A 26,862-nucleotide genomic window follows, 5' to 3' on the forward strand; every position below is an offset into this window, starting at 1 on the left:
GTGCGAGTGCAGAAACGTGCCGGAAGTCGGCGACGGAGGCGCGCTTTTGGTCCCGCCACGCGGCGGGGGACAGGGGAGGGGGACGGGTCGGGACGGGTCGGGACGGGAGGAGCTCAGTCCGTCCGGAGGGGGCGGAGGGTGCGGGCGTAGTCCTCCTTGAGCACCGCGAGGTGCAGCCACGCCTCGATCCGGGTCACGCCGGGGAGGGCGCGCAGCCGCTCGAGACTTGCGTACAGGGCTCCGGCTGAGGGCTCCACGAGGGTCGCGACGGCATCGAACCGCCCGAGGGTCCGTGCCGCGAAGTCGACGCCGCGCCCCCGCCGCAGTTCGTCGATCACGGCCTCGTCGTCGTCTCCGAGCGTCATGCCCACGCCCATCGAGAGCTGTCGATGCGCGAGCCCGCGGGCCTCCACGGCGCTGATCTTGATGACCCCGGCGTCGATGAGGCGCTGCACCCGGGTGGCGACAGCGCTGGGGGAGAGCCGCACCTGCTCGCCGAGCGCGCGGAAGCTCATCCGTCCGTCGGTCTGCAGGAGTTCGATGAGAGCCTCGTCGATCCCGTCGAGCGTCACCCCGCCGTGGTACTCCGAGACGAAGAACCCCTTGATCACGGTCGAGTAGATGATGGTGTTGATGTCGAGCACGCCGGCGCTCCCGCGGATGCGCGCGAGCAGGTCGTGGAGCTCCGACATCGACCCCACCCGCACCTCCGTCACGATGTCGTGCGCGCCGCCGACCGCCGACACCAGCACGGTCTCGGACATGTCGCGCAGGTGCTCGGCGACCACCTCGACGGCGCCGTCGGTCCGGATCGACACGTGTGCGAGGACGTGCTGGCCGAGGAACACCGGGTCGACGGCCGCGACCACTCGCACCGTGCGGTCGCCGAGCAGGGTGCGCAGGCGTGCCGCCACGATGGCGCGGGACTGGCCGACGCGCTCGGCGAGGGAGAGGATGCTGGCGCGGCCGTCCTCCTGCAGCGCCCGGATGAGTTCCGCGTCGAAGTCCATGTCCGATCCGATTCCGTTGATTTCCCCGCAGTGCACGGTCGTCCGTGCAGAACCTCAGCGTAGAGCGCGTTGAGGCAGAGAGGAAGGCCCGCTGTGCGCGGTACTGTCGACAGACCTCCAGTGAATGACGCGTACGGCTGGAGTTCTGCCCTTGCTCACGGTGCTCCACGTCCGTAGCATCCTTCGCTATCCGACACCATCCGCGAAGGAGCGGGTCCATGACCACTACCCCCACCCCCCGAAGCGGCGTCCACAGCCGCGCACGCCGCGCCGGCATCGCCGCCTTCGTCGGCACCACCATCGAGTGGTACGACTTCTACGTCTACGCCACGGCCGCCGCCCTCGTCTTCGGCCCGCTGTTCTTCCCGAGCGACGACCCCCTGGCCGAGACCGCCGCGGCCTTCGCGACGTTCGCGGTCGCCTTCCTCGTCCGCCCCCTCGGCGGCATCGTCTTCGGGCACATCGGCGACAAGCTCGGCCGGCGTGTCTCGCTCGTCATCACGCTGCTGCTGATGGGCGCGGCGACCGTCCTCGTCGGCTGCCTCCCGACGTACGAGAACATCGGCATCCTCGCGCCCATCCTCCTCATCCTGCTCCGCGCCATCCAGGGCCTCGCGGTCGGCGGCGAATGGGGCGGCGCGGTGCTCATGAGCGTCGAGCACGCTCCCGAGAAGTCGAAGACCTTCTACGGCGGCTTCACCCAGCTCGGCAACCCGGCCGGTGCCCTCCTCGCCTCCGGCATCTTCGCGATCATGGCCCGCGGCGGCGACACGTTCATCATCGACGGCGGCTGGCGCATCCCGTTCCTGCTGTCCATCGTGCTGATCGCCGTCGGCCTCTGGGTCCGGTATCGCGTCGAGGAGTCGCCGGTCTTCGAGGAGAAGATCGAGGGTCGCAAGCAGTCCATGCCGCTGGCCTTCGCCCTCCGTGTCAACTGGAAGCCGATCCTCCTCGGCATCGGCATCCTGCCCATCTCCACCGGCGGCTACTACCTGGCCACCACCTTCGCCACCGCCTACGCGACCGGCGAGCCCATCGCGATCAGCGAGCAGGTCATCCTCGACGCGATGACCCTGGCCTCGTTCGTGGAGTTCGTGGTGACGCTGCCGGTCGCCTGGCTCGGCGACAAGTGGGGTCGCAAGAACGTCATGTACATCGGTCTCATCACCTCCGTGCTGACCTTCGCGCCCTTCCTGCTGCTGATGCCCGGACGCGTGGAGCCGTTGATCTTCCTCTTCGCCTCGCTGGTGCGCATCGCGATGAGCGCGACCTACGCGCCGATCGCGGCGATCCTCGCGCAGATGTTCCGTCCGCAGGCCCGCTACACGTCGATCGCGCTGGCCTACGGTGTCGGCGCTGCGATCTGGGCCGGGTTCTCGCCCTGGTTCGCCACCCAGCTCATCGCCTGGACCGGGAGCGTCTGGTCGGTCATCGCGATGTTCGTGGGCATGGCGGTCATCGCCGGGATCTGCACGCGCCTCGCGCCGCAGCACTCCGACGAGGCTCCGGTCACGGCCTCGTTCACCGCCCGAACCGACACCACGGCGAACCGCCTGCCCTGACCGGCCCCTTCCCCGTACGACACGACCGCGAACAGGCTCCCCATGAGAAAGCTCACTCCCTTCGACCGCTCGGCCCAGGCCGCTCCCGCCCTCATCACCGCGCGGGCGATCCACACCGCGGACGCCTCCGACACGACGGCGACCGCGATGCTGACCGACCGGGGACGCATCGTCGCCCTCGGCACGGCGGCGGAGTGCGAGGACGTGGCGGCGCGGGCGGGCCTCACCCCGGAGCGCGTCGACCTGGGGGAGGCGGTCGTCGTCCCCGGCTTCGTGGACGCACACGCGCATCCGCTGATGTTCGGGCAGATGATGACGTGGGTGGACTGCGGCCCCGAGAAGGCGGGGAGCATCCCGGAGATCGTGGCCCTGCTGAAGGCCGCGGCCGCCGACCTCCCCGCCGGACGCCCGGTTCGCGGCTACGGCTACGAGCAGCGCAACCTCGCCGAGAAGCGGCACCCCACCCGCTTCGAGCTCGACGAGGTGGCCGCCGACCGCGAGGTGTACCTCATGAACGCCTCCGGTCACGGCGGCGTGGTGAACTCGTACACGCTCGACCTCAACGGCGTCGACCGGGACACCCCGAACCCGGACGGCGGCGCGTTCTTCCGCGACGCCGATGGTGAGCTGACGGGTGAACTCTCGGATGCGGCGTGCAACATCCTCACCGGCGTGCACGGAGTGAAGATCGGCCATCACGGTCCGAACTTCCACCTCGCGGACGAGCCGGAGGAGCACCTGCGGCAGCTCGACGCGGCGACGCAGCGGTTCCTCGCGGGCGGCGTCACCTCGATCGGCGACTGCCAGGTCACGCGGCGCGAGTTCGACATGTACCTGCGGCTGGCCGAGGCCGGGCGGCTCGAGCTTCGGGTGTCGATGTATCTGCTGTCGCACCTGCTCGACGAGGCGCTGGAGATGGGGCTGGTCGGGCAGTTCGGCAACGCGCACCTGAGCTTCGCCGGCATCAAGTTCTACGCCGACGGCACCCTCGGCGGTTGGACCGCGTACTTCCCGGACGGCTATGTCGGCGACCCCTGCCGCACCGGCCAGCTCTACCACGAGCCCGCCGACTACGCGGAGCTCATCCGCAAGGCGCATGCGGCCGGGCTGCAGACCGCGACGCACGCCCAGTCGCCCACCGCGATCGAGATGGTCGTGTCGGCGGTCGAGGCGGCCCTGGCGGAGCGTCCGGACGCCGACGCCCGGCACCGCATCGAGCACTGCGGCCTGCCCACGCCCGCACAGATCGAGCGGATGGCGGTCGCCGGCATCCGTCCCGTCAACCAGACCCAGCACTACTTCAACTGGGGCGAGGGTGTGGAGGAGGCCATCGGCACCCCCGGCGAGCGCTTCAACCCCCTCGGGGAGTTCGAGCGCGCCGGCGTGCCCATGACGATCTCGTCGGATGCCCCGGTCGCCGACCCCATCCCCCTGGAGGCGATCCAGACCGCGGTCACCCGGGTCACCCGTCGCGGACACCGGCTCGGCCCGGACGACCTGCGCATCTCCGCGATCGCGGCGCTCCGGGCGCACACGATCGAGGGCGCGGTGTCGATCGGACGGGAGGACGACCTCGGCTCGCTGGAGCCGGGCAAGTACGCCGACTTCGCGGTGCTCTCGGACGACCCGCTCGCGGTGCCTGCCGAGGAGATCGCCGCGATCGAGGTCCGTGAGACCTGGGTCGACGGCGTACGTCGCCACGCGATGTGAGGATGACACGATGAGCACCGACATCAGCGGAGACGACCGGTACACCGACACCGCGGGCCGCGCGGTCCTGGAGACCATTCGCGGCTACGGGGTCACCGCGATCTTCGGCATCCCCGGCACGCACAGCCTGGAGTTCTACCGCCCCCTCGCCGACCTCGGCATCCGCGCCGTGACGAACCGCCACGAGCAGGGATCGGGGTACGGCGCCGACGGCTGGTCCCAGCAGACCGGCCTTCCCGGTGTGGTGATCACCACCTCCGGTCCCGGTCTGCAGAACGCGATGAGCGCCATCGGCACCGCGTTCTGCGAGTCGCGACCACTCATCGTCCTGTCCCCGGGCGTGCCGCTCGGGGCGGAGTTCGCCGACGTCGGCACGCTGCACGAGACCAAGGACGCGACGGCCATGGTCGGCGCGATCGCGGAGTGGTCGCGGCGGGTGTCGTCCGCGGCGGAGGCGGTGCAGGCCGTGCACGACGCGTTCCACCTCTTCCGCACCGGCCGCCCCCGACCCGTGCACATCGAGATCCCGCTCGACGTGCTGGAGGGGACCGCCGAGGTGCCCGCGGAGGACCGGAGGCCGCGGTCGATGCCCGACCGCATCTCCGGAGACCCGATCGCGCTCGCCGAGGCCGCCCGACTGCTGTCCGCCGCCCGCACCCCGGTGATCGTCGCCGGAGGGGGCGCCGTGGACGCCGCGCACCAGATCGTCGCGGTGGCCGAGCGGCTCGGCGCCCCCGTGCTCACGACCCTGAACGGCAAGGCCGTGCTCGACGAGCGGCATCCGCTGTCGCTCGGATCGAACCTGCGTCTGGCCGCCGCCCGCGCCGTGGCCGAGGACGCCGACGTGCTCCTCGTGATCGGCTCGAAGCTGGGCGAGGCGGAGCTGTGGGCGCCGCGGCTCGAGGCGCGCGGTGCGGTGATCCGCATCGACATCTCCCCGGAGCAGCGCGACAAGAACCTCGCGGCGACGGTCGGCCTCACCGGAGACGCGGCCGCGGTGACCGACGCCCTTCTCCCCCTGCTGCCGGACCCCGCCCGTCCCGCCCGCGACCTCACGGTCGAGCGGGCCGCGATCGAGGCGGAATCGCGGGAGACCGCGCCGGACACCGTCGCGCTCGCCGAGGTCATCGCCGACGCCCTCCCCGCCGACGCGATCATCGCGGGCGACTCCTCCCAGATCGTCTATCTGGCGCTCGGCAGCGTGCTGCGGCAGGAGCATCCGCGTTCCCTCCTCTACACGCCGACCTACGCCACGCTCGGCTACGGCCTCCCCGCCGCGATCGGTGCGGCGGTCGCGCAGACGGAGCGCCCCGTCGTCACCGTCATCGGCGACGGCGCCCTGATGTTCTGCGTGAACGAGCTCGCCACCGCCGTCGAGCAGCGCCTCGACGTCACCGTGGTGTGCGTGGACAACGGCGGGTACGCCGAGATCCGGCAGAACGAACTCGACCGCGGGATGGCGCCCATCGGCGTCGACCTCGTCCAGCCCGACTGGGCCGCGCTCGCCACCGCCTTCGGGGCGACCGGGCGGCGGGTGGCGTCGCGTGCCGACATCGCCCCGAGCATCCGCGCGGCCATCGCCGACGGCGGTGTGCAGCTCGTGCACATCCCGCAGCACGCCCTCTGAGCCTCACACCTCCCGACGAACAGGAACGAGAAATGACCGACAACATCGGCCCCATCGACGCCTCCGTGAACCCGCGGTACTCCGGCATCGCCACCTTCGCCCGCCTGCCCCGCATCGAGGACGTGCCTCGCGCCGACATCGCCGTGGTCGGCATCCCGTTCGACTCCGGTGTGAGCTACCGCCCCGGCACCCGCTTCGGCCCGTCCCACGTGCGGGAGTCGTCTCGACTGCTGCGGCCCTACAACCCCGCGCAGGACGTGTCGCCGTTCCAGCTCGCCCAGGTGGTGGATGCGGGGGACATCCCCGTGAACCCCTTCGACCTCACCGAGGCGGTGACCGAGGTCGAGCGCGCGGCGCTGGCGCTCGGCGAGCAGGTGCAGCGCCTCGTGACGATCGGCGGCGACCACACGGTGGCCCTTCCCCTGCTGCGTGCGGTGGCCGCGAAGCACGGACCCGTCGCCGTCCTGCACTTCGACGCCCACCTGGACACGTGGGACACCTACTTCGGCGCCCCCATCACGCACGGCACCCCCTTCCGCCGCGCGAGCGAGGAGGGGCTGATCGACCTCACGGCGAGCTGCCACGTCGGCACCCGCGGCCCCCTCTACTCGAAGCAGGACCTCGAGGACGACGAGCGCCTCGGCTTCTCCATCGTCTCCAGCGAGTACATCGAGGAGCACGGGGTGGAGGCGGCGATCGACCGCATCCTCACCCGCATCGGCGACAAGCCGCTGTACGTCTCGATCGACATCGACGTGCTCGATCCCGCGCACGCGCCCGGCACGGGGACCCCCGAGGCCGGTGGGCTCACGAGCCGCGAGCTGCTGCGCATCCTCCGTGCCCTGCGCGAGCGGGACATCGTCGGCGCGGACGTCGTGGAGGTGTCGCCCGCGTACGATCACGCCCAGATGACCGGGATCGCCGCGAGCCATGTCGTCTACGAGCTGGTGACCCTTCTCGCCGCCCGACTCGCCTCCTGACCCGGGAGTCAGAACAGGGTCCTGAGGAGGTCGGCGAACAGGGCCTCGGCGTCGCACTGCACCCGCCGCCGCGTGAACCAGTCGCACACGTTGACGCAGTCGCGGTGCAGCAGGTCGAGGCCCTGCGGATTCGCGATCACGTCGACGATCTGCGGCAGGTCGATCACCCGCACGCACCCCTCGTGCACGAGGAGGTTGTAGGCGGAGAGGTCGCCGTGCGCGAAGCCCGCGGCGGCGAAGACCCGCATGAGCTCGACCACCTGCGCGAAGTACTCCTGCAGTTCGGCGTTCGACCCGCGCACTTGCGCGAGCCGGGGTGCCGCGATGCCCCGGTCGTCGCCGAGGAACTCCATGAGCACCTCGGTGCCGCTGACCTGCACGGGATAGGGGACCGGGGCGCCGCGCTCCCACATCCGGCACAGGGCCTCGAACTCCGCGAGCGACCACTGGGCTGCGGCGACCTCCCGTCCGTGGGCGGTCTTCTTGGCGAGGGCGCGGGTGTCGCGGGTGTTCCGCGTGCTGCGCCCCTCGGTGTAGACCGCGGAGCGCTGGAAGCTCCGGTTCTCGATGCCGCGGTAGCGCTTGGCGGCGAGGAGCGTGCGCTGCGCGGGGTCGTCGGGCACGGCGCGCTCCAGCAGGAACACGTCGGCCTCCTTGCCGGTCTTCAGGATGCCGAGCTCGGTGTCCAGGGCGCCGGCGGAGGTCACGACCCACGCGGGGCGCGGTTCCGGCCCGCGCTCGGTGGGGGTGGATGACGGCCAGGTCGTCCAGCGCTGGTTGGCGCCGGGCTCGACCTCTGCGAAGGAGAGGGCGGTCTCGAGGGAATCGAAGGAGGTGGCGTCGAAGGACGCGGCTTCCGAGGAAGCGGGGGATTCGGTCACGGTGTGGCTCCGGGAAGGGAGGCCACGCGGCGATCAGGAGCGGGTGGCCTCGAAGGGAAGGTGGTCGGCGAAAGGCGCGACGACGACAGCGTTCATCTCATCGCCTCCTTCGCTCGGGCTTCCCGGGTGCGTCCCGGTGCGTCGTCGAGCCTAGGGGGTCTGATCGGAGGTTGTCCAGGGCCGGACGATCGGTCGGATGCGGCGGACGACCGGTCGGGCGCGGCCCCGTTCCCGTTGCGAGTCTGGAAGCATGACCACGACCGCCTCCGTCCCGACCCTGCCGACGACCCGCGCCGATCGCATCCGCTACGGAGGCCTCATCGCCCTCATGGTGATGGGGTTCCTGTTGGTGACCGCCGAGTTCCTCCCCAACGGGGTGCTCACCGAGATGGCGGACGGCCTCGGGGTGACCCCCGGGCAGGCCGGGCAGACCGTCACCGTCACGGCTCTCGTCGGACTCTTCGTCGCTCCGACCGTCGGCCTCGTGTTCCCCCGGCTGGACCGCCGATCGCTGCTGGTGCGGATGGCGCTCGCCGCGGCCGTGTCGAACCTCATCGTCGCGATCGCGCCGAACCTCGTGGTCGTGCTGCTGGCGCGGTTCCTGCTGGGGGCGGCGATCAGCGCCTATTGGACGATGTCGATCACGGTCGCCGCGCGGCTCGCGGGGCCCGAGCATCTCGGTCGCGGGGTGATGTTCACCTCCGCCGGCGTCTCGCTCGCCACCGTCGCCGGCGTCCCGCTCGGAGTCATGCTGAGCGAGGTCGTCGACTGGCGCGCCGTGTTCGCGATCGCGGGAGTGCTGATGGTGGTGCTCGCCGTCGCGTTGCGGTGGGCGCTGCCGACCGTCCCGGCCGAGCGGGCGTCGAGCCTGCGGCTGCTCGTCGACACGGTGCGGCGGCCCGGCATCGGCCTCGGCATGGTCGGACACGTCCTCGTCGTGCTCGGCCACTTCCTCGCCTACACCTACGTCCGCCTCGCGCTGGAGCGCATCCCGGACGTGGACGCGTCGACGATCGTCGTGCTGCTGGCGCTGTTCGGTGTCGGAGGCCTCCTCGGCAATCTCTCCATCGGCCTCGTGATCGACCGCTCCTTCGCCTTCTTCGCGGTGTTCGCGCCGCTGGTGATCTCGGCCGCCGTGCTGTCGATGGTGCTCTTCTCCGGATCGATCATCGGGATCGGCGCGGTCGTGCTCCTCTGGGGGTTCTTCTTCTCGTCGTGGCTGATCGTCGTGAACACCTGGGTGGGCCACCGCATGCCGGACCGCCTGGAGGCCGGGGGGAGCCTCGTGGTCGTCGGGTTCCAGGGCGCGATCACGCTCGCGGCCGGCGTCGGCGGACTCCTCGTCGACACCCTGAGCGTCGAGCTCGTCTACACGATCGGCGCGGTCTCGCTCCTCGCCGGTGCCGTGCTGTTCGGCCTCTCCAACCGCCGCAGCTCCCGCTCCTGACCCCTGCTCCTGACCCCTGGTTGCCCGGGCACAACTTCGGAGCCGGCCGCCGACACGCCGTCGCCTCGGGCTTCGGAGACGGCGTGTCGCCCCGGGTCTCCGAAGTCGTGCCCGCCCCGAGGCTGGGACGAGGTCGTGGGATCAGGCAGATCAGACAGGCACGAGGGAGTGCGAGCCGCGCCAGGAGGACGGGGTCATGCCCGTGCGGCGACGGAACGCGCGGCTGAAACCCTCGTCCGAGGCGTAGCCGAGCTCGCGCGAGACGTTCGACACCGACTGCCCGGCCTGGAGCATCCGCTTCGCGGCGTCGATCCGCACCTCGGTGACGTAGTCGGCGGGGGAGCGGCCGACGGCGAGACGGAACCGCTCCGCGAAGGCCGACCGTGACATGGCGCCGACAGCGGCCAGGCGTTCGACGGTCCAGTCCCGGCCCGGCTGCTCGTGGATGGCGTCCACGACGCGGTCGAGGAAGGGGTCCTTTGACAGCGAGGGCCATCCGGCGGGCGCACAGCCGTTGGCCGCCCAGGCGCGGATCACCGAGAGCAGCACGGTGGTCGCCATCATCCGGCAGATCAGCGGGTCGCCCTGGCGCACGGGGCACGCGGCCGCGTCGACGATCCCCATGTTCTCGGCGAGGGCGGCGGCGGCCGGCTCCAGCGCGTCGAATCCGCTCACCGCGAGGAAGGGCGGCAGGAGCGCGGGGAGGGGAGAGGCGGTGTCCGCGAGCTCGATGTCGACGAGGAGGAGCGCGGTGTCGGCGTCGGCCTCCAGTGCGAAGGCGTCGCCGCGGAGCAGCAGGAAGGCATCGCCGGTGACGAGGCGGTCTCGGCGGCCGGGCTCCTCGAGTGTGAGCTGCTGCGACGAGCGGTCCACGTCGAGACGGCAGCCGGTGCCGAGAGGCGGATGCCCATGCACGGCGCCGTCGGCGATGTAGACGAGGGTGATCCGGCCGGGAGCCAGCGGCAGCAGTCCCCCGCGGCCCAGCTGCACCCGACGGGCGATCCCCACGCGCAGGTCCACCGTGCCGAGCACAGAGGACAGCGCATCCGCATCCACCGTCACCATGCCTTCGGCAACGCCGACCACCGTCCCCCTATTCCCCTTCGAGTTGCTCACCTTGCTCCATCCAGGCGGCGGATGGGGCACAGTGGGCGATTCGAAGCGGGATACGCTGGAGGGGTACCCCACCCGAGGAGTTCCGTGTTCCGCACCCCTGGCCGCCTGTACCGTGTCCTCGCGATCGCGGAGGCGATCACCTGGACCATCCTCATCGCCGCGATCATCGCCCGCGCCGTCGGAGCCCCCGGAGTCGTGGTGACGGTCGGCGGCGGCATCCACGGGTTCGTGTTCCTCGCCTATGCCGCGACCGCCGTCCTCGTCGCGCTCAACCAGCGGTGGCACCCGGGCGTCGGTGTGCTCGCGGTCGTCAGCGCCGTCGTCCCGTACGCGACCATCCCGATGGAGATCTGGCTGCACCGCACCGGTCGTCTCCGGGGTGACTGGCGTCTCGACGCGTCCGACGACCCGCGTGACCACCGCTGGTACGACCGCCTGATGCGCTGGTTCCTGCGTCGCCCCTGGCTGCTCGCGGTGCTGCTCGTCGTGGGCATCGTCGCGCTGTACGTGATCCTGCTGCTGGTGGGGCCGCCCGGGGGCAAGTGACGCCGATCCCGAACGGCGTGACGCCCGAAGGATGTGGCGCCCTAAGGGATCGGCGTCGATGCCGTCGCGCCGGGAACGCCGGCGGCGTCGAGAGCGGTGCGCAACGCGGAGACTCCCGCGTAGTGGTGCGTGGTCATGCCGAGCGTCCGTGCGCCGCTGAGCTTCCCCGGCGAATCGTCGAGGAAGAAGACCTCCTCCGGCGCGACGGCGAGGTCGGCGACCACGTGTCGGAACGCACGGACATCCGGCTTGGCGTATCCGATGTCCGCGGAGTTGAACACGCGATCGAAGTGCGCGGCGATGCCGCTGTCGTGAAGCTCCTCGGCGATGGTGTCCGTGCCGTTCGTGAGGATGGCGCACATCATCCCGTGAGAGCGCAGCTCGTCGACGAGCGCGAGCACGTCCGGGTCGGCGGCGAACAGTGTACGTCCCCATTCCCGCGCGGCGGCTGCGGATCCCGCGGCCTCCCCGACTCGGACGATCCATTCCTCGCGAGTGAGGTTCCCCGTGGTGACCGCGTCGATCAACGGTGACGCGAACGCGATGCGGGCGATCATCCCGGCCGGAAGTCCGTGCCGCGCCTCCAGGTCGGGGTCGTGGAGGAAGTGACGGACGACCCCGTCGAGGTCGAAGAGCACGGCACGGATCATGCCCCCATCCTGCCCGCACATGTCTCTGTTCTTCCGTCTGACACCGTGTGAGAGTCAAGCATGGCGGCTCGCGGCCATCGAGGCGGACCGGGCTCGGCGTGATCGCCGTGGCGCGCACTGCATCCCGGCATATCGTTTACTCCACCTGAACTGGGGTTTCAATGTCGGTGGTCCCTGCTTCACTCGGGGTATGACAGGACTGGCGGACGCGACGATCGAGCAGGTGGAGGCGCTCCGAGCGCTCACCGAGATGCTCGTCGGTGTCGAGCGGTCGATCAATGAACTGCAGGCCGCGCGGGACGGGATCCTGGCGCTGGGGTCGCGCCTGGCCGTGGAGGTCGCGGCGCAGGCCGCGCATCCGGACGGCGCGGATCTGAGCGTGCGCACGGTCGCGGCCGAGTTCGCTGCTGCGCTGCGGGCGAGCGACAGGACGGTGCAGCGGCGGATGGCCGATGCGGTCTGGATCGTCGAGCGATTTCCGCGACTGTGGGGTGCATGGGGCGCGGGGCAGGTCACCGCCCAGCATGCCCGCGTCATCGCGGAGGCGGGTGCGCACCTCGAAGACGAGGCGGACCGCGACGCCTTCTCCGCGCGGATGATCGCCTTCGCCGAGAGCGAGGCGCCGAACCGGGTCGCGCGCATGGCGCGCCGGGTCGCGGAGGAGTTTCAGCCGCGTACCCTCGCGGACCGTCACGAGGATGCCCGTGAGCGGCGGCGCGTGTGGGTACGGGATGCCCCTGACGGGATGGCTGAGCTCGGACTTCTGGGGCCGAGGGCGCTGGTGCACGGCGTGTTCGATCGGCTGACCACCATGGCCACGACCACGCAGGCCGGCGACGACCCGACGGACCTGCGAACCATCGCCCAGTCCCGGGCCGACCTCGCGCTCGACCTCCTCCTCACCGGTGCGCCGGCCGGCCATGATGATCATGACGGCACCCTGGCCGCCATCGTCCCCACGGTCGCGATCACGGTCCCTGTCATGACCCTCCTCGGCCGTGGCCGGGCGCCGGCGGAACTCGACGGGCGCACCCCGATCGACCCCGCCACGGCACGGAGGCTGGCAGGGGCTGCCTCCGGATGGGATCGCATCCTCACGCACCCCGTGACGGGCACCGTCCTCGCCGTCGACCGGTATCGCCCGAGCGCGGAACTGCGACGCCACCTGCGGGCCCGAGATCAGCGATGCCGCTTCCCCGGTTGCGGATATCCGCCCTCGGAGTGCGACATCGATCACCACCGGGACGCCGCGCTGGGCGGGGAGACGTCCGCCTCGAATCTCGGCCATCTGTGCCGTCGACATCATGTCTTGAAACATCAGTCCGCCTGGCATGCCGAGTCGCGTGGCGACGGCCTCTATGCCTGGACGAGTCCGACGGGGAGGGTCTACATCGACCGCCCGCCGCCGTCGAACACCGTCACCTTCGCCGAAGGATCGACGGACGCGCCGTTCTGAGCGCCCGGCGGGAAAACTTGAGCCTGTTCATATCAAGTTCATTTGACAGCCTTTCGGCCCCGGCGTACACTTGAGCCATCGCGACTCAGGTTTCCCTGATCGCCGCAGGTTTTCGGACCACTACAGACTTCCCAACAAAGGAGAGAACACATGGCACGTGCTGTCGGTATCGACCTCGGAACCACCAACTCCGTCGTCAGCGTCCTCGAGGGTGGCGAGCCCAAGGTCATCGCCAACGCCGAGGGCTTCCGCACGACCCCTTCGGTCGTCGCCTTCACCAAGGACGGGGAGGTGCTCGTCGGCGAGACCGCGAAGCGCCAGGCCGTCACCAACGTCGACCGGACGATCGCCTCGGTCAAGCGCCACATGGGCACCGACTGGAGCTTCGACGTCGACGGCAAGAAGTGGACGCCACAGGAGATCTCCGCGCGCATCCTCCAGAAGCTGAAGCGCGATGCCGAGTCCTACCTCGGCGACACCGTGACCGACGCGGTCATCACGGTCCCCGCGTACTTCAACGACGCCGAGCGCCAGGCCACCAAGGAAGCCGGTGAGATCGCGGGCCTCAACGTGCTCCGCATCATCAACGAGCCGACCGCCGCGGCCCTCGCCTACGGCCTCGACAAGGGCAAGGAGGACGAGCTCATCCTCGTCTTCGACCTCGGTGGTGGAACGTTCGACGTCTCCCTCCTCGAGGTGGGCAAGGACGACGACTTCTCTACGATCCAGGTGCGCGCCACTGCCGGTGACAACCGCCTCGGCGGTGACGACTGGGACCAGCGCCTCGTCGACTACCTGATCAAGCAGTTCAAGGAGACCACGGGCGTCGACGTCTCGGGTGACAAGATCGCGCTGCAGCGCCTCAAGGAGGCTGCGGAGCAGGCGAAGAAGGAGCTCTCCAGCTCCACGTCCACGAGCATCAACCTCCCGTACCTGTCGCTGACCGACTCGGGCCCCGTCTCGCTCTCCGAGACCGTGACCCGCGCGAAGTTCGAGGACCTCACGAAGGACCTGCTCGACCGCACCAAGAAGCCGTTCGAGGACGTCATCCGCGAAGCCGGCATCAAGGTGTCCGACATCGACCACATCGTCCTCGTGGGTGGTTCGACCCGTATGCCCGCCGTCGCCGAGCTCGTCAAGCGCGAGACCGGCAAGGAGGCCAACAAGGGCGTGAACCCGGACGAGGTCGTCGCCGTCGGCGCCGCGCTGCAGGCCGGTGTCCTCAAGGGCGAGCGCAAGGACGTCCTCCTCATCGACGTCACCCCGCTCTCCCTCGGCATCGAGACCAAGGGCGGCATGATGACCAAGCTCATCGAGCGCAACACGGCCATCCCGACCAAGCGGAGCGAGACCTTCACCACGGCCGACGACAACCAGCCGTCCGTCGCGATCCAGGTCTTCCAGGGTGAGCGCGACTTCACCCGCGACAACAAGCCGCTCGGCACGTTCGAGCTGACGGGCATCGCCCCGGCTCCCCGCGGCATCCCGCAGATCGAGGTCACCTTCGACATCGACGCCAACGGCATCGTGCACGTGTCCGCGAAGGACAAGGGCACCGGTACCGAGAAGTCGATCGTCATCTCCGGCGGCTCGTCGCTGTCGAAGGAGGACATCGAGCGCATGGTGCGCGAGGCCGAGGAGCACGCCGCCGAGGACAAGGCGCGTCGTGAGGCCGCGGAGACCCGCAACCAGGCGGAGACCCTCGCCTACTCGATCGAGAAGCTCATCTCCGAGAACGAGGACAAGCTCCCCGAGGACGTGAAGACCGAGGTCAACGCCGATGTCGACGCGCTCAAGACGGCTCTGGCCGGCGACGACGACGAGGCCGTGAAGACCGCGTTCGAGAAGCTCAACCAGTCCCAGTCGAAGCTCGGCGAGGCGATCTACGCCTCCTCGCAGGCGGACGCCGCCGGCGCTTCGGCCGAGGGCGAGGCCCCGACCGGTGACGCCACCTCCTCCGAGGAGGACGTCATCGACGCCGAGGTCGTCGACGACGAGGACGAGAAGAAGTAATCATGACGGACAAGAACTTCGACGAGAACGAGGTTCCGGAGGGGTCGGATGCTCAGGCATCCGGCCCCGTGCCGCAGAACCAGGACTCCCGCGAGGCGAAGGCCGCCGAGGGCTCCGACGAGACTCCGGTCGACGCGGCTGCCGAGACCGAGGAGGGGCTGACGGTCGAGGACATCCTCGGCGCCGCCCAGACCGCGGATGCCGCCGCCGGCGACGCCGCGATCGCCGACGCCGAGAACGCCCTGCTGACCGACCTCAAGCGCCTGCAGGCCGAGTACGCGAACTACCGCCGCCGCACCGAGGAGCAGCGCCAGATCGAGATCGAGCGCGCGAAGGGCGAGGCCGCCAAGGGCCTCATCCCCGTGCTCGACGACCTGGCCCGCGCCGAGCAGCACGGCGATCTGGTCGAGGGCAGCCCCTTCGCCGTGATCGCCGAGAAGGTGCGCGCGGTCGTGGAGCGCCTCGGCGTGGTCGCTTACGGCGAGAAGGGCGAGGAGTTCGACCCCCAGCGTCACGAGGCGATCTTCCAGCAGCCGACCCCCGGCACCTCGAAGACCACGGTGCTCGAGGTCGTCGAGGTGGGGTACCGCCTCGGCGAGGTCGAGCTGCGTCCTGCGAAGGTCGTCGTCGCCGTCCCTGCGGAGTAGGTGATCGATGGCCAGCCAGGATTGGTTCGACAAGGACTTCTACAAGACCCTCGGGGTCTCGAAGGACGTCAGCGACGCTGACCTGAAGAAGACGTACCGCAAGCTCGCGCGCAAGTATCACCCCGATTCCAATCAGGGCGATGCGAAGGCCGAGGCCAAATTCAAGGAGATCAGCGAGGCCTACTCGGTGCTCTCCGACGCCGAGCAGCGCAAGGAGTACGACGAGATCCGCGCCATGGGTTCGGGCGCTCGCTTCACGGCGAGCGGCTCGGGCGCCGGCGGGTTCGAAGACGTCTTCAGCCGGTTCGGACAGCAGGGGCGCGGCCAGACCGCCGACTTCGAGGACATCTTCGCGATGTTCAACCAGGGCCAGGGCAGCTCGTTCGGCGGTGGCCGATTCGGGCAGCCGAGCGGCGGCTTCCGTGGCTTCGGCGGTCCGCAGCGCGGCGCCGACGTCACGGCCCGCACCACGCTGGACTTCAGCACCGCTGTGCAGGGCGAGACGATCACCCTGCAGGGCGAGGACGGCAAGCCGTTCAAGGTGAAGATCCCCGCGGGTGTCGCCGATGGGCAGAAGATCCGGCTGCGCGGCCGTGGTCGCCCCTCGCCCGATGGCGGGGAGAACGGGGACATCGTGGTGCAGATCACGGTGCGCCCGCACCCGGTCTTCACGCGGGACGGCCTCAACCTCCGCGTGGTGGTCCCCGTGACCTTCACCGAGGCGACGCTGGGCGCGACCATCGAGGTCCCGACGCTCGGCGGCGACGTGGTGAAGCTGCGTGTGGCCCCCGGGACCCCGTCGGGCCGCGTGCTCCGCGTCAAGGGCCGGGGTGTCGCGACCGCGAAGGGGACCGGTGACCTGCTCGCCGAGCTCCAGGTCGCGGTTCCGACGCACCTCGACGACGCCGCGCGCGAGGCCCTCGAGAGGTTCCAGGAGCTGGAACCTCAGGAGAACCCGCGGGCCGAGCTCATGGCGAAAGCCCGCCGTTGACGAGAAAAGGCTTTCGCGCCGGGTCAGGCGGTTCCGGGAAGGAGCTGCCTGACCAGGCGCGACGGCCTGACGTGAAACCAGGAAGGAAGGCGTGATGGACGCGGACACTCCGGTCTTCGCGATCGCCGCAGCCGCCAAGCTCTCCGGCCTGCACCCCCAGACCCTCCGTCAGTACGACCGGATCGGCCTCGTGGTGCCGGGTCGGACGCCTGGCGGATCCCGTCGTTACTCGCACCGCAACATCGAGCAGCTGCGCGAGGTGGCCCAGCTCTCCTCCGAAGGGGTCAGTCTCCCGGCGATCGCCCGTCTCCTCGACCTGGAGGACGAGAACCGGATGCTGCGCGATCGCGTGCTCGCGCTGGAGGGCGCCCTCCGTGCCGAGCGGGAGAACCGCCCCGGCGTGCGGGTGTTCGCCGCCGGCTCCGCGGGCGTCGTGCCGATGCCGAGCGGCCGCCGCATCCGGCGCTCGACGGAGCTCGTGCTCTGGAGTCCGCGCTCCGGAGCCTGACCGCGCACCCCGATGTGTATCCTGTCAACTGTTAACAGGAGGTCACCATGACGCAGACCGTCACGCGCGGGGAGTCGCTCGGAGCGCAGGTCGCACGCGTGCTGCGCCAGCGCATCGTGCGAGGGGAGCTCGCCCCGGGGGCCCGCCTCACCGAGGAGGCCCTCGCCGAGGAGTTCGCCGTCAGTCGCGGCCCCGTGCGCGACGCCCTGACCCAGCTCAGCTTCGAGAAGCTCGTCGAGGTGCAGCGTCCCCGCGGCGTCTACATCGTGGGCCTCACGAGCGACGACGTCGACCAGCTCTACAGCCTCCGGGGCGCGCTGGAGCAGCTCGCCCTCTCGCGCGCGATGCGGGTCGACGACGACGAGCGGTGGCAGCCGATGGCCGACGCCGTCCAACGCATGGCCGAGGCCGCGGACGCCGGCGACCATGCGGCCTTCGTCACGGCCGACCTCGACTTCCACTCCCAGATCTACGCCCTCGCCGATCATCCCCGGCTGGAGGGTGCCTGGAACCAGTACCTCCCGACCTTCACGGCCCTCCTCGAGGTCACGATCAACCACGACGAGGACCTGCACGAGTCGTCGGACGATCACGTGACGCTGCTCGACGTCATGCGCACGGGAGCCCCGGAGGACGCCGCCGCGGTCCTCTCGGCTCACCTCGACGGCGCCCGGGAGCGGATGCTCCACGAGGTCGGCTCCCGCTGAGCCTGCGTCCGCCGGCGCCGAGGCGTTCAGCGGACGAAAAAGAACGGTTCCTACCGTGGGGGCCAGGGCAAGAGCCCTGGTCCGCGCCCGCGCGGGTGTCCTGCCACGAAGGAAGAACCTCCTCATGACGAACACCACAGCCTCCGCCACCTCCGCCTCGTCGCTCGGACTCCTCGTCCTGCGCGTCGTCGTCGGCGCGATCTTCGCCGCCCACGGCGCTCAGAAGATCTTCGAGTTCACGATCCCCGGCACCATCGGCAGCTTCGCCGGCATGGGGGTGCCGCTCGCCGAGATCGCCGCACCCGTCGTCGCCTTCCTCGAGCTCGTCGGCGGGATCCTGCTGATCCTCGGCCTGCTGACGCGCCCGGTCGTCATCCTCCTCGCCGTCGACATGCTGGTGGCACTCGTGCTGGTGCACCTGCCCGCCGGCCTGTGGGTGACGGCCGGCGGCTACGAGTTCGTCGCCGTGCTCGGCGCCGCGGCTCTCGCGCTCGCGCTCACCGGCGCCGGGCGCTACTCCATCGACGCCGCGGCCCTCCGCGGGCGCGCGCCGGCCTGGCTCGCCTGACCGGTCAGTCGCCCGCCTCGCGCGCGGGATCCACGCGCCGGACGAGGACCCAGGTGTTGCCGAGATCGGTGACCGTGTGGGTGAACTCGTCGAGCGCGGCCTGCGACAGCGCGAGCCCGCGTCCGCTCTCCGCCTCCTCGCCCGGCATCGACACGGCGTCCCAGTCGATCGGTGCCGGCGGGGCGGTGTCGCGGATGTAGGCGCGCAGCTCCTCCGCCGTCACGCGGACGTCGATGCTCAGCACGACGTCCGCGTGCTCATTGTGCTGGGCGACGTTGGTCGTGACCTCGCTCAGCGCCAGGGTGAACAGCACCTGATCCTGGGCAGGTACCTCCGGAGCCAGCGGCCACAGCCGGTCGAGCTCGTCGAGGGCGCGGTCGACGAGGGCGAGCCCGGCGGGCCCGTCGATGTGGAAGGCCCGGGTGTCAGCGTCCATCGAACGCCGATTCCGGCGTCGGGTAGTCGCGGAGCACGCGATCCAGGTTGGTGAGGTGGAGGACGGTGCGCACGGCCTCGGGAACGGCGGCGATGCGCAGATCGCCGCCGGCCACGCGGGCGCTCTTGAGGCCGCCGACGAGGGCGCCGAGACCGGAGGAGTCGACGAACTCGGTGCCGCTCAGATCGATCGCGATGCGCGGCTGCCCCGCGGCGACGAGGTCGCTCACCGCGTTGCGCAGCAACGGCGCTCCTGAGGCGGTCAGGCGGCCCGTGATCGTGACGACGGCATAGCCGTCCCTGGTGTCAGTGCTGACGTTCATTCGACTCCTTCTCGAGGACCTTCGCGGCCGGACCGCGATAGCGTGCCGCCTGGATGATGACGCTGAGGACGACCAGGTCGTACAGGACCCAGGCGGTGTTGACGAGGGTGCCGGTGCCGTCGCCGGTGCCGACGATGACCCGGGCGACGCCGATGACGAGGGCGATCACGAGGACGACCATGGCGGTGAGCTGCGGCCAGATCTCGCGCCACGGGATGCCCCGAGGATCGCGGCCGTCCTTCCTGGTCACGGCGAAGGAGAGCGGTCGGCCGAGCACCACGTTGGCGAAGGCCGTCCAGCACGCGCGGATCCACACGGGGAACAGCGCAAGCGAGTACTGCTGACCTCGCCAGGTCTTCACCCCCTTCGCCACCACGAGGAACAACGCCTGATTGACGAGGAAGTACGGCAGGAAGCGCGCGAAGAAGTCGACCGACCAGGCGGTGACGGGGAGCACGCCGAACACGAGATAGATCACCGGGGCGGCGAGGTAGACGATCGCGGCGAAGCCCGAGAGGTAGCTCCACATCGTCGCGAAGTACATGAGGCGCTGCCCCACCGAGAGTCCTCGCTTGGCCAGGGGGTTGTCGCGCAGCATGACCTGCAGCGTCCCCTGGGCCCACCGCAGCCGCTGCGTGAGCATCGTCCGGAGGTCTTCCGGGGCGAGCCCGTGAGCCAGGATCTCGTGGTGGTAGACGCTCTTCCAGCCGAGGGCGTGGAGCTGCATCGCCGTCGCCATGTCCTCGGTCACCGAGATCGTGGCGAGGGGGAGGATCGGCTGCGCCTCATCCGCTCGGTCGAGGCGGAGCGCATCGAGCAGTCCGCGGACGGCCTCGACGGCGGTGAGGGGGGAGAGGTCGGAGGAGGCGAGGGCTTCGAGCCCGGCCTCGTCCACGATCACCTGCCCGAGCTCCGCGTCCTGCTGCACCGGCAGGGACTCGATCACCGCGAGGTCGGCACGGATGCCCTCGAGGTCGTGGGCGACGAGGATGCGGGAGGCGCTGTCGACGGCTTCCCCCACGCGGGCGGCCACCTCGGCGACCGATTCGCCCGCGGCGAGCTCCTTGCGTCCGCGCGCGATCGCGATGCGGAGCGCGCCGAGCTCGGTGGCGAGCGCCGGCTCGGTCGCCGCCTCGGCCTCGCGGGCGATGAGGGCCTCGGACGTCTTGAGGGCCCGCGCGGCGGAGTCGGTCACGTTCCGCACGTAGCCGACGATGCCGAGCTGCATCAGTGCTTCGCGGCGGAGCACGGCGTTCGAGCCGCAGAAGAAGGCCGCGTTCCAGCCGTCCTTCCCCTGCTGGATCGGCCCGTAGAAGAGCGGCGCCTGGCTGCCGAGCGGGTCGGCCTCGTCGACGTTCACGAACCATTGCGGCGTCTGCACGAGGGCGACGTCGGGATCATCGGCGAAGTAGCCGAGCGTGCGGTGCAGGATCAGCGGGTCCGGCACCTGGTCGGCGTCGAGGATGAGGAGGAACTCGCCGTCGGTCTGGAAGAGCGCACTGTTGAGATTGCCCGCCTTGGCGTGCCGGGGCTTGCCCGTCCAGTCCTCGGAACGCGTGAGATAGCCGACGCCGGCGGCCCGGGCTTCGGCTTCGAGCTCGGGGCGGGAGCCGTCGTCGAGGATCCAGGTCGAGTGCGGGTAGGCGATCCGCTTCGCCGCCTTCGCGGTGGTCATGACGAGCTCGATCGGCTCGTCGTAGGTCGTGATGAACACGTCGACGGTGCCCTGCGGAGGCGACACCGGCGCCGGACGCTCCTTCGCGCGCCACATCGTCAGGCAGAACAGGAACGTGTCGATGAGGCTGTACGTCTCGGCGATCACGAGCGGCACCGCGATCCACCAGGCCGACCAGTTCACCGACTCCAGCCAGCGCCAGGCGACGTAGTTCACGCCGAGCAGGACCGACAGCAGCGCGAGGACGCGGATGGTCGCGAACCGGGCGGTCACGCGTCCCTCCGCACGACCACGACGGTGATGTCGTCGGTGGCGCGCTCATCGTTCGCGAGTCGCAGGGCCTCGCGCACGGCGCCGTCCGGTCCCATCGCGGTGAGCACCCGCTCCACGTGGCCGAACGGGTCGTCGGCGTCGAGGACGTCGAGGAGACCGTCGCTGCAGCAGATGAAGGCGTCCCCCACCTCGAGCCGCGTCGTCACCGGGACCCGGGGGTCGGCGAGGCCCATCCCCATGCCCAAGGGCAGGTTCGTGGAGCGCAGGGGCGTCCACGACCCGTCTGCGCGGACGACGAACGCGAGGCTGTGGCCGGCGTCGATGACCTCGAGCTCTCCCGTCTCCGGCTGCAGCTCGGCGACGACCGCCGTGACGAACATCGACGTGTCCGCGAGATCGTCCTCGAGCAGGCGGTCCACCTCGATCACGGCGTCGGACAGCGAGCGCTCCGGCGCCGTGCGCAGGGACGCCCGCACCGTGGCCGCGACCAACGCCGGCCCCGTGCCCTTGCCCATGGCATCGGCCAGGGTCACCCGCAGGGCCTCGCCGTGGCGCGAGAAGTCGTAGTAGTCCCCGGCGAGCGTTCCCCGCGGGGCGGCACCGGCGGCGATCGTGTACCCGGCGATCTCCGGGTGCGCCCGGGGGCGCAGCGCTCGCTGCACCACGGCGGCGTGGTCGACGTCGGCGTCCTGTGCCAGCTCCGTCTGCACCCAGAACGCCAGGTCGCGCAGGAGGTCCTGCTGGGCGTCGGTGAACGTGTGCGGCTCGGTGTCGAGCACGCACAGCGTCCCGACCGGCTCCCCTCCCGGCGCGTGCAGCGGATGGGCCGCGTAGAAGCGCAGGTGCGGGTCGCCGGTCACGAACGGATTCTCGGCGAAGAGGTCGGTCGTGCTCGCATCCTCCACCACCACCGTCCGGTCCTGCGACACGGTGTAGTCGCAGAACGAATCCTGTCGCGGTGCCTCGTTCCCCCCGAGGCCGATCTGCGATTTGCGCCACTGCCGGTCGCGATCGATCAGCGAGACGCTGACCATCGGCACGCCGAACATCTCCTTCGCCAGTCGTGCCACCCGATCCACCCGCTCATCGGGTGGCGTGTCAAGGATCCCCAGTTCCTCGAGCGCTGCCTGTCGCCGTCGCTCGTCGAACATTCCCCCGGCCCTCCTCCGTGTTTATTCCCCTCATCCTAGGGAGGAACCGCACCCGGGGCGCCAGGCTGTCCGGGGGCATTCAGGTGAACCACAGGAAACGGTTCTGCGCAAGCCCCGCGGAGAACCGCTTCTCCGGATCTACCATCGCGCCAGGACCAGAGCGCCGTGTCTGCGCGTCCTCGGAAAGGAGGCAGGTGGATGCCGCTCAAGAACCGCCAGCGGGACCGGTACAACCGCCGAGAAGCCCTCGCCGGCTATCTCTTCATCTCGCCATGGCTCATCGGATTCCTCATCTTCACGGCCGGCGCGATGGTCTACAGCCTGTACATCTCGTTCAGCAGCTACAACCTCGCTACGAACAGCGCGCGCCCGGTCGGCATCGACAACTACGCCAACCTCTTCGAGGACCCGCGGGTGGGCGTCTCGCTCGCCAACACGCTGTTCTACGTGGTGATGGCGGTGCCGCTGGAGATCGTGTTCGCGCTCGTCCTCGCGCTGCTGCTCAACCGGGTCGGGCGAGGTGCGGGATTCTTCCGCGTGCTCTACTACCTGCCGAAGATGACCCCGGCCGTCGCCACGGCCGCCGTGTTCTTCCTCCTCCTCAACGGCAACTCCGGAGCGATCAACCAGTTCCTCCGACTGTTCGGCATCCAGGGGCCCCAGTGGCTCGTCGACCCCGCGTGGGTCAAGCCGAGCATCGTGATCATGACGCTGTGGACCGTCGCGGGAACCATGGTGATCTTCCTGGCCGCCCTCAAGAACGTGCCGGTCGAGCTGTACGAGGTGGCCTCGCTCGACGGGGCGGGACCGATCAGGAAGTTCTTCTCGATCACCCTGCCGATGATCTCGGGGGCCATGTTCTTCAACGTCATCGTGCTCTCGATCGCCGCCTTCCAGATCTTCGATCAGGCGTATCTGCTGTTCTGGCGGGATCAGAGCAACTCGTCTCCTGAGGCGTCGCTCTTCTACGCGATCTACCTGTTCCAACAGGCCTTCCGGCAGTTCAACTTCGGCTTCGCGGCGGCGATGGCGTGGCTGCTCTTCGTCATCATCATGATCATCACGCTCATCCAGGTGAAGGTCGGCAACCGCTTCGTCTACTACGAGGGAGACCGCTGATGTCCCAGACCCTGCGTCAGGTCCCCGTCGAGGCGGAGCCCGAGAAGGCCCCAGGCACGTTCACGACCACCGTCGGCACCCGTTCGCGCTGGCGACGGCGACTGCGACAGCCGAAGAGCCTCGTCGCCCGGATCGTGCTGAACATCATCCTCGTGCTGTTCGCGCTGCTGTTCCTGTACCCCTTCGCGTGGCTCATCGCTGCCAGCTTCAAGCCGCGGGGGGAGGTGTTCGACAACGCCCTCATCCCGAAGACGTTCGTGCCGGAGAACTACGTCGAGGTGTGGAATCAGCTCCCGCTGCTGAACTGGATGGGCAACAGCATCGCCATCGCGCTGCTCGCCGCCGGTGCCGTGGCGATCTCCAGCTCGATCGTGGCGTTCGGCTTCGCCTACTTCCGCTTCCCGGGGCGCGGGCTGCTGTTCGGCCTCGTGCTCGCGACGATGATGCTCCCCGGCGCGGTGACGATGATCCCGATCTACCTCATCTGGAAGGAGACCGGACTCCTCGGCACCTGGGTGCCGCTGTGGGGCATGAACCTGTTCGGCTCGGCCTTCTACATCTTCCTGCAGCGGCAGTTCTTCCTCGGCCTTCCTCAGGAGCTGTTCGAGGCGGCGCGGCTCGACGGGGCCAGCGCCTGGGGCCTCTTCTGGCGGATCGCGATGCCGCTGTCGATACCGTCGTTCGTCATCGTGTTCCTGTTCGAGTTCCAGGCGAGCTGGAACAACCTGCAGGCCGCCCTCATCTACCTCAACGCCGGGTCGGTGGACGAGTTCACCGCGCCGCTCGGCATCGCCTACGCGATGACCAAGTACAGCCCCACGGCGGGCGGTCACGGTGATTACCAGTACGTCATGGTCGCCTCCCTCCTGGTGACCCTCCCCATGCTCATCCTCTTCGCCTTCGGGCAGCGTGCCTTCATCGAGGGCGTCGCCACCCAGGGGCGCAAGGGATGACGAACCACAGATCGAAAGGAGCAGTCATGCGCACACGCATGCTGGGAATCACCGCGGTCGCCGCGGCATCCGTCCTCGTCCTCGCCGGGTGCGGCGGGGGAGGGGGAGACGACCAGGCGGCCGACGCCGACTTCGGCGCGGAGCCGAGCGGCACGCTCAAGGCGTGGGGCTTCGAGAACGCCGACGACGTCGGCACCTCGCGCATGGACTACGCCGCCGAGCAGCTGAAGGACATCGAGGTCGACCTCGACGCGACGGCCTTCGACGCGCAGAAGTTCACCACGCGGATCGCGAGCGGCGACGTGCCCGACGTCGTGCAGATGGACCGCCGGTACGTGACCACGTATGCCGCGCAGGACCTCATCATGCCGCTCGACGAGTGCTTCGCCGCCCAGGACGTCTCGCCGCGGGACCACTGGTACCCCTTCGTCGTCGACGACGTCACCTACGACGATGCCGTGTGGGCGGTGCCGCAGTTCTACCAGCCGCCGGCGATCCTGCTGAACAAGGCCGTGCTCGACGAGGCGGGGGTGACGGCGGACGAGATCGATACCTCGCAGCCCGACGTGCTGCTCGGCGCGATCGAGAAGATGTACCAGGAGTCCGGCGGCGTGCCGACGCGGCTCGGGTTCGACCCCGTGGCGACCGGTCAGGCCGGGCTGTGGATCCTCGGCATGGGCGGCCAGCTCAACGATGAGAAGGGGGCGCCGACCCTGGACGACCCCAGCAACGTGGCCGGCATCGAGATGCTCAAGCAGATCACCGACGCGCAGGGCGGCTTCGCGGCCGTCAAGAGCTTCACCGACTCGTTCGACGCCTTTGGCGACCAGAACCAGTTCGTCGCCCAGCAGGTCGGCGCGCAGGTGAACGCGCAGTGGTATCCGAACGTGCTCAGCCCCTACGCCGACCAGATCGACCTCGAGGCTGTGCCGTTCCGGAATGCCGACGGGGAGCCGTTCTCGGTCGCGTCCGGCACCGCGTTCGTGATCCCGGCCGGGGCGGAGAACCCCGCGGCGGCGTGCGCCTGGATGGTGAACCTCACCTCGGACGACGCCTGGAACGCGGCGGGCGAGGCCCGTGCCGAGACGCTGAAGACCGATGGCGGTATCAACACCGGGCTCTTCACCGGATCGCCGTCCGCCGATCAGTCGATCCGTGAGACCTTCGTGACGGACAGCGGCAACGCCGGCTTCGACCAGGTCATCTCGACCTACTACGACGTGGTGGACTACGGACAGTCCTTCGGTTCCTCGCCCGCGGGCCAGGAGATCCAGAACGAACTCAACAACGCCATCACCGCAGCGCTCCTCGGGGACAAGTCTCCCGAGGACGCGCTGAAGGAGGCGCAGGAGGCGGCGATGCGGGCGTACGAGAACGCCACGGCCGGCTAGACCCCGGAGGGGCAGAGCGCCAGGCGGCCATATCCGCCTGGCGCTCGTCGTCTACCAGGTGCCGGACCTCGTAAGTGTTGACTGTTAACAGTCAACACTGGTAGCCTCGCGGTGTCGACAACACGGTCGACCCACGTAGAGGAGCAAAGATGCCCCGCATGCGCATCACTCGGGCGGCCGCTGCCTTCGCCGCCCTCGCCGCCACCGCTCTGGTGCTGTCGGCCTGCACGAAGGTCGACGAGAGCGAGGGGGCCGCCTCGACCTATCCCGAGGACGACATCCGGCTGATCATCCAGGCCAATCCCGGCGGCGGCTCCGACCTGTCGTCCCGCGCGCTCGCCACCGAGCTCGAGAAGATCCTCGGTGTCAGCGTGATCCCGGAGAACATGCCCGGTGCCGCGGGAGCGCTCGCGATGGAGTACGTCGGCTCGCAGGATCCGGACGGCTACGTCATCGGCTTCGCGCCCGTCGAGATCGCGATGCTCAACACGACCCAGAGCGCCGACGTGCTGCCCGACGACTTCGACCTGCTCGGCCAGATCATGCTCGCTCCCGGCGTCATCACGGTGGGTGCCGACAGCGGCATCGAGACCCTCGACGACCTCGTGACGCAGGCGAAGTCCGGCGCGGTCACGGTCGCGAACTCCGGTGCCGGCTCGATCTGGGAGGCCGCCACCCTCGGCCTCGGCCAGGCGACCGACGCCGACTTCACCCCCGTCCCCTACGACGGCGGCGCCACGGCGGTCGCGGCGGCCGCATCCGGTGAGACCGTCGCCGCCGTCTCCGGACTCGGCGAGGCCCTCGCGCAGGGCGAGGCCGTCCGCATCCTCGCGGTCATGAACGACGAGCGTCACCCGGACGCGGAGGACGTCGAGACGGTCGAGGAGGCCATCGGCGAAGAGGTCGTCTTCGGTGGCTGGGGCGGCATCTACGCGCCCGCCGGTCTGCCCGAAGACGTGAAGTCCACGCTGGAGGACGCGGTCAAGGAGGCCGTCGAGTCCGACAGCTACCAGAAGTTCCAGGCGGATGCCGGAAACCTGGTCGTCTACCGCGACTCCGCCGAATGGACCGGCTACGTCGAGGACCAGTTCGCGCTGTTCCAGGACCTCCTGGGCTGAGAACT

25 protein-coding genes are annotated in these 26,862 nt (G+C 69.9%); 17 read left to right on the forward strand and 8 right to left on the reverse strand.

The window, feature by feature from the left end; all coding sequences use genetic code 11:
* Window positions 1-113: 113 nt before the first annotated feature.
* Window positions 114-1,010: an Lrp/AsnC family transcriptional regulator gene (locus AB0P08_RS14685; protein WP_187662664.1), complete on the reverse strand. Its 897-nt coding sequence runs from the start codon at window positions 1,008-1,010 to the stop codon at window positions 114-116.
* A gap of 218 nt (window positions 1,011-1,228) precedes the next feature.
* Here AB0P08_RS14685 and AB0P08_RS14690 point away from each other — a divergent pair, with 218 nt between their 5' ends.
* Genes AB0P08_RS14690 through speB form a run of 4 tightly spaced genes read left to right on the forward strand, consistent with a single transcriptional unit; the run spans window position 1,229 to window position 6,889 of the window.
* Window positions 1,229-2,572, forward strand: coding sequence for an MFS transporter (locus AB0P08_RS14690; RefSeq protein WP_187662663.1), 1,344 nt, complete (start codon window positions 1,229-1,231; stop codon window positions 2,570-2,572).
* Window positions 2,573-2,614: 42 nt separating this feature from the next.
* Window positions 2,615-4,282, forward strand: a complete 1,668-nt coding sequence (locus AB0P08_RS14695) for an amidohydrolase (RefSeq protein ID WP_363590333.1) — start codon at window positions 2,615-2,617, stop codon at window positions 4,280-4,282.
* 10 nt (window positions 4,283-4,292) lie between these two features.
* On the forward strand, window positions 4,293-5,909 hold the full coding sequence (locus AB0P08_RS14700) for a thiamine pyrophosphate-binding protein (protein ID WP_363590334.1): 1,617 nt from the start codon (window positions 4,293-4,295) through the stop codon (window positions 5,907-5,909).
* 32 nt (window positions 5,910-5,941) lie between these two features.
* Complete coding sequence (gene speB / locus AB0P08_RS14705) at window positions 5,942-6,889, forward strand: agmatinase (protein ID WP_363590335.1); 948 nt, start codon at window positions 5,942-5,944, stop codon at window positions 6,887-6,889.
* Window positions 6,890-6,897: 8 nt separating this feature from the next.
* On the opposite strand, the gene AB0P08_RS14710 is transcribed toward speB, so the two are convergent.
* Complete coding sequence (locus AB0P08_RS14710; protein WP_363590336.1) at window positions 6,898-7,770, reverse strand: serine protein kinase RIO; 873 nt, start codon at window positions 7,768-7,770, stop codon at window positions 6,898-6,900.
* A 250-nt stretch (window positions 7,771-8,020) separates the two neighbouring features.
* On the opposite strand from AB0P08_RS14710, the gene AB0P08_RS14715 reads away from it, so the two are divergent.
* Window positions 8,021-9,217 carry an MFS transporter gene (locus AB0P08_RS14715; protein ID WP_363590337.1) on the forward strand — a complete coding sequence of 399 codons (1,197 nt, stop codon included), beginning with the start codon at window positions 8,021-8,023 and terminating at the stop codon, window positions 9,215-9,217.
* A 150-nt stretch (window positions 9,218-9,367) separates the two neighbouring features.
* On the opposite strand, the gene AB0P08_RS14720 is transcribed toward AB0P08_RS14715, so the two are convergent.
* Window positions 9,368-10,333: a helix-turn-helix domain-containing protein gene (locus tag AB0P08_RS14720; RefSeq protein ID WP_363590338.1), complete on the reverse strand. Its 966-nt coding sequence runs from the start codon at window positions 10,331-10,333 to the stop codon at window positions 9,368-9,370.
* A gap of 84 nt (window positions 10,334-10,417) precedes the next feature.
* Here AB0P08_RS14720 and AB0P08_RS14725 point away from each other — a divergent pair, with 84 nt between their 5' ends.
* Complete coding sequence (locus tag AB0P08_RS14725; RefSeq protein WP_363590339.1) at window positions 10,418-10,879, forward strand: DUF3817 domain-containing protein; 462 nt, start codon at window positions 10,418-10,420, stop codon at window positions 10,877-10,879.
* Between the two features lie 41 nt (window positions 10,880-10,920).
* Here the strand turns inward: AB0P08_RS14725 and AB0P08_RS14730 are convergent, their stop codons facing one another.
* On the reverse strand, window positions 10,921-11,529 hold the full coding sequence (locus AB0P08_RS14730; RefSeq protein WP_363590340.1) for an HAD-IA family hydrolase: 609 nt from the start codon (window positions 11,527-11,529) through the stop codon (window positions 10,921-10,923).
* Window positions 11,530-11,719: 190 nt separating this feature from the next.
* On the opposite strand from AB0P08_RS14730, the gene AB0P08_RS14735 reads away from it, so the two are divergent.
* The 7 genes from AB0P08_RS14735 to AB0P08_RS14765 all read left to right on the forward strand — a co-directional run bounded on the left by AB0P08_RS14735 (window position 11,720) and on the right by AB0P08_RS14765 (window position 18,419).
* The gene (locus AB0P08_RS14735; RefSeq protein ID WP_363590341.1) at window positions 11,720-12,985 is read left to right on the forward strand and encodes an HNH endonuclease signature motif containing protein; all 1,266 of its coding nucleotides are present in this window, start codon (window positions 11,720-11,722) and stop codon (window positions 12,983-12,985) included.
* A gap of 150 nt (window positions 12,986-13,135) precedes the next feature.
* A complete protein-coding gene (gene dnaK, locus AB0P08_RS14740) occupies window positions 13,136-14,998 on the forward strand; it encodes a molecular chaperone DnaK (RefSeq protein WP_363590342.1) in 1,863 nt (620 codons plus the stop codon).
* Window positions 14,999-15,000: 2 nt separating this feature from the next.
* Window positions 15,001-15,645, forward strand: a complete 645-nt coding sequence (locus tag AB0P08_RS14745) for a nucleotide exchange factor GrpE (protein WP_071329295.1) — start codon at window positions 15,001-15,003, stop codon at window positions 15,643-15,645.
* Window positions 15,646-15,652: 7 nt separating this feature from the next.
* On the forward strand, window positions 15,653-16,636 hold the full coding sequence (locus AB0P08_RS14750) for a DnaJ C-terminal domain-containing protein (protein WP_187662653.1): 984 nt from the start codon (window positions 15,653-15,655) through the stop codon (window positions 16,634-16,636).
* A gap of 94 nt (window positions 16,637-16,730) precedes the next feature.
* Window positions 16,731-17,144, forward strand: coding sequence for a heat shock protein transcriptional repressor HspR (locus tag AB0P08_RS14755; protein ID WP_363590343.1), 414 nt, complete (start codon window positions 16,731-16,733; stop codon window positions 17,142-17,144).
* A gap of 47 nt (window positions 17,145-17,191) precedes the next feature.
* Window positions 17,192-17,851, forward strand: a complete 660-nt coding sequence (locus AB0P08_RS14760; protein ID WP_187662651.1) for a GntR family transcriptional regulator — start codon at window positions 17,192-17,194, stop codon at window positions 17,849-17,851.
* Window positions 17,852-17,975: 124 nt separating this feature from the next.
* The gene (locus AB0P08_RS14765) at window positions 17,976-18,419 is read left to right on the forward strand and encodes a DoxX family protein (RefSeq protein WP_363590344.1); all 444 of its coding nucleotides are present in this window, start codon (window positions 17,976-17,978) and stop codon (window positions 18,417-18,419) included.
* 4 nt (window positions 18,420-18,423) lie between these two features.
* On the opposite strand, the gene AB0P08_RS14770 is transcribed toward AB0P08_RS14765, so the two are convergent.
* The 4 genes from AB0P08_RS14770 to AB0P08_RS14785 are packed head-to-tail and all read right to left on the reverse strand — an operon-like array spanning window position 18,424 to window position 22,276.
* Window positions 18,424-18,855, reverse strand: a complete 432-nt coding sequence (locus AB0P08_RS14770) for an ATP-binding protein (protein WP_363446214.1) — start codon at window positions 18,853-18,855, stop codon at window positions 18,424-18,426.
* A complete protein-coding gene (locus AB0P08_RS14775) occupies window positions 18,845-19,177 on the reverse strand; it encodes an STAS domain-containing protein (RefSeq protein ID WP_187662648.1) in 333 nt (110 codons plus the stop codon). The genes AB0P08_RS14770 and AB0P08_RS14775 overlap by 11 nt, the downstream gene beginning before the upstream one ends.
* On the reverse strand, window positions 19,161-21,125 hold the full coding sequence (locus AB0P08_RS14780; protein ID WP_363590345.1) for a glycosyltransferase family 2 protein: 1,965 nt from the start codon (window positions 21,123-21,125) through the stop codon (window positions 19,161-19,163). The genes AB0P08_RS14775 and AB0P08_RS14780 overlap by 17 nt, the downstream gene beginning before the upstream one ends.
* Window positions 21,122-22,276, reverse strand: a complete 1,155-nt coding sequence (locus AB0P08_RS14785) for a PP2C family protein-serine/threonine phosphatase (RefSeq protein WP_363590346.1) — start codon at window positions 22,274-22,276, stop codon at window positions 21,122-21,124. Before AB0P08_RS14785 ends, AB0P08_RS14780 begins: the two co-directional genes overlap by 4 nt.
* A 198-nt stretch (window positions 22,277-22,474) precedes the next feature.
* Between AB0P08_RS14785 and AB0P08_RS14790 the strand changes: the two genes are divergently transcribed.
* The 4 genes from AB0P08_RS14790 (at window position 22,475) to AB0P08_RS14805 (ending at window position 26,857) form a co-directional block, all read left to right on the forward strand.
* The gene (locus AB0P08_RS14790; RefSeq protein WP_363590347.1) at window positions 22,475-23,395 is read left to right on the forward strand and encodes a carbohydrate ABC transporter permease; all 921 of its coding nucleotides are present in this window, start codon (window positions 22,475-22,477) and stop codon (window positions 23,393-23,395) included.
* A complete protein-coding gene (locus AB0P08_RS14795) occupies window positions 23,395-24,348 on the forward strand; it encodes a carbohydrate ABC transporter permease (RefSeq protein WP_363590348.1) in 954 nt (317 codons plus the stop codon). The genes AB0P08_RS14790 and AB0P08_RS14795 overlap by 1 nt, the downstream gene beginning before the upstream one ends.
* A gap of 26 nt (window positions 24,349-24,374) precedes the next feature.
* Window positions 24,375-25,739, forward strand: a complete 1,365-nt coding sequence (locus tag AB0P08_RS14800) for an extracellular solute-binding protein (RefSeq protein WP_363590349.1) — start codon at window positions 24,375-24,377, stop codon at window positions 25,737-25,739.
* 158 nt (window positions 25,740-25,897) lie between these two features.
* Entirely contained in the window at window positions 25,898-26,857 is a 960-nt protein-coding gene (locus AB0P08_RS14805; RefSeq protein ID WP_363590350.1) for a tripartite tricarboxylate transporter substrate binding protein, read from the forward strand.
* The last annotated feature ends 5 nt before the right edge of the window (window positions 26,858-26,862 follow it).

Source organism: Microbacterium meiriae (assembly GCF_040686935.1).
In the GTDB taxonomy this organism is placed as follows: domain Bacteria; phylum Actinomycetota; class Actinomycetes; order Actinomycetales; family Microbacteriaceae; genus Microbacterium; species Microbacterium meiriae.

Excerpts from the sequence above, each read along its gene's own strand:
- AB0P08_RS14685 (WP_187662664.1), bottom strand. The coding sequence starts at position 1,010 with ATGGACTTCGACGCGGAACTCATCCGGGCGCTGCAGGAGGACGGCCGC.
- AB0P08_RS14750 (WP_187662653.1), top strand. The coding sequence starts at position 15,653 with ATGGCCAGCCAGGATTGGTTCGACAAGGACTTCTACAAGACCCTCGGG.
- AB0P08_RS14695 (WP_363590333.1), top strand. The coding sequence starts at position 2,615 with ATGAGAAAGCTCACTCCCTTCGACCGCTCGGCCCAGGCCGCTCCCGCC.
- AB0P08_RS14760 (WP_187662651.1), top strand. The coding sequence starts at position 17,192 with ATGACGCAGACCGTCACGCGCGGGGAGTCGCTCGGAGCGCAGGTCGCA.
- AB0P08_RS14790 (WP_363590347.1), top strand. The coding sequence starts at position 22,475 with ATGCCGCTCAAGAACCGCCAGCGGGACCGGTACAACCGCCGAGAAGCC.
- AB0P08_RS14795 (WP_363590348.1), top strand. The coding sequence starts at position 23,395 with ATGTCCCAGACCCTGCGTCAGGTCCCCGTCGAGGCGGAGCCCGAGAAG.
- AB0P08_RS14805 (WP_363590350.1), top strand. The coding sequence starts at position 25,898 with ATGCGCATCACTCGGGCGGCCGCTGCCTTCGCCGCCCTCGCCGCCACC.
- AB0P08_RS14800 (WP_363590349.1), top strand. The coding sequence starts at position 24,375 with ATGCGCACACGCATGCTGGGAATCACCGCGGTCGCCGCGGCATCCGTC.
- AB0P08_RS14730 (WP_363590340.1), bottom strand. The coding sequence starts at position 11,529 with ATGATCCGTGCCGTGCTCTTCGACCTCGACGGGGTCGTCCGTCACTTC.
- AB0P08_RS14785 (WP_363590346.1), bottom strand. The coding sequence starts at position 22,276 with ATGTTCGACGAGCGACGGCGACAGGCAGCGCTCGAGGAACTGGGGATC.
- AB0P08_RS14690 (WP_187662663.1), top strand. The coding sequence starts at position 1,229 with ATGACCACTACCCCCACCCCCCGAAGCGGCGTCCACAGCCGCGCACGC.
- AB0P08_RS14775 (WP_187662648.1), bottom strand. The coding sequence starts at position 19,177 with ATGAACGTCAGCACTGACACCAGGGACGGCTATGCCGTCGTCACGATC.
- AB0P08_RS14770 (WP_363446214.1), bottom strand. The coding sequence starts at position 18,855 with ATGGACGCTGACACCCGGGCCTTCCACATCGACGGGCCCGCCGGGCTC.
- AB0P08_RS14735 (WP_363590341.1), top strand. The coding sequence starts at position 11,720 with ATGACAGGACTGGCGGACGCGACGATCGAGCAGGTGGAGGCGCTCCGA.
- dnaK (WP_363590342.1), top strand. The coding sequence starts at position 13,136 with ATGGCACGTGCTGTCGGTATCGACCTCGGAACCACCAACTCCGTCGTC.
- AB0P08_RS14745 (WP_071329295.1), top strand. The coding sequence starts at position 15,001 with ATGACGGACAAGAACTTCGACGAGAACGAGGTTCCGGAGGGGTCGGAT.
- speB (WP_363590335.1), top strand. The coding sequence starts at position 5,942 with ATGACCGACAACATCGGCCCCATCGACGCCTCCGTGAACCCGCGGTAC.
- AB0P08_RS14755 (WP_363590343.1), top strand. The coding sequence starts at position 16,731 with ATGGACGCGGACACTCCGGTCTTCGCGATCGCCGCAGCCGCCAAGCTC.
- AB0P08_RS14715 (WP_363590337.1), top strand. The coding sequence starts at position 8,021 with ATGACCACGACCGCCTCCGTCCCGACCCTGCCGACGACCCGCGCCGAT.
- AB0P08_RS14700 (WP_363590334.1), top strand. The coding sequence starts at position 4,293 with ATGAGCACCGACATCAGCGGAGACGACCGGTACACCGACACCGCGGGC.
- AB0P08_RS14765 (WP_363590344.1), top strand. The coding sequence starts at position 17,976 with ATGACGAACACCACAGCCTCCGCCACCTCCGCCTCGTCGCTCGGACTC.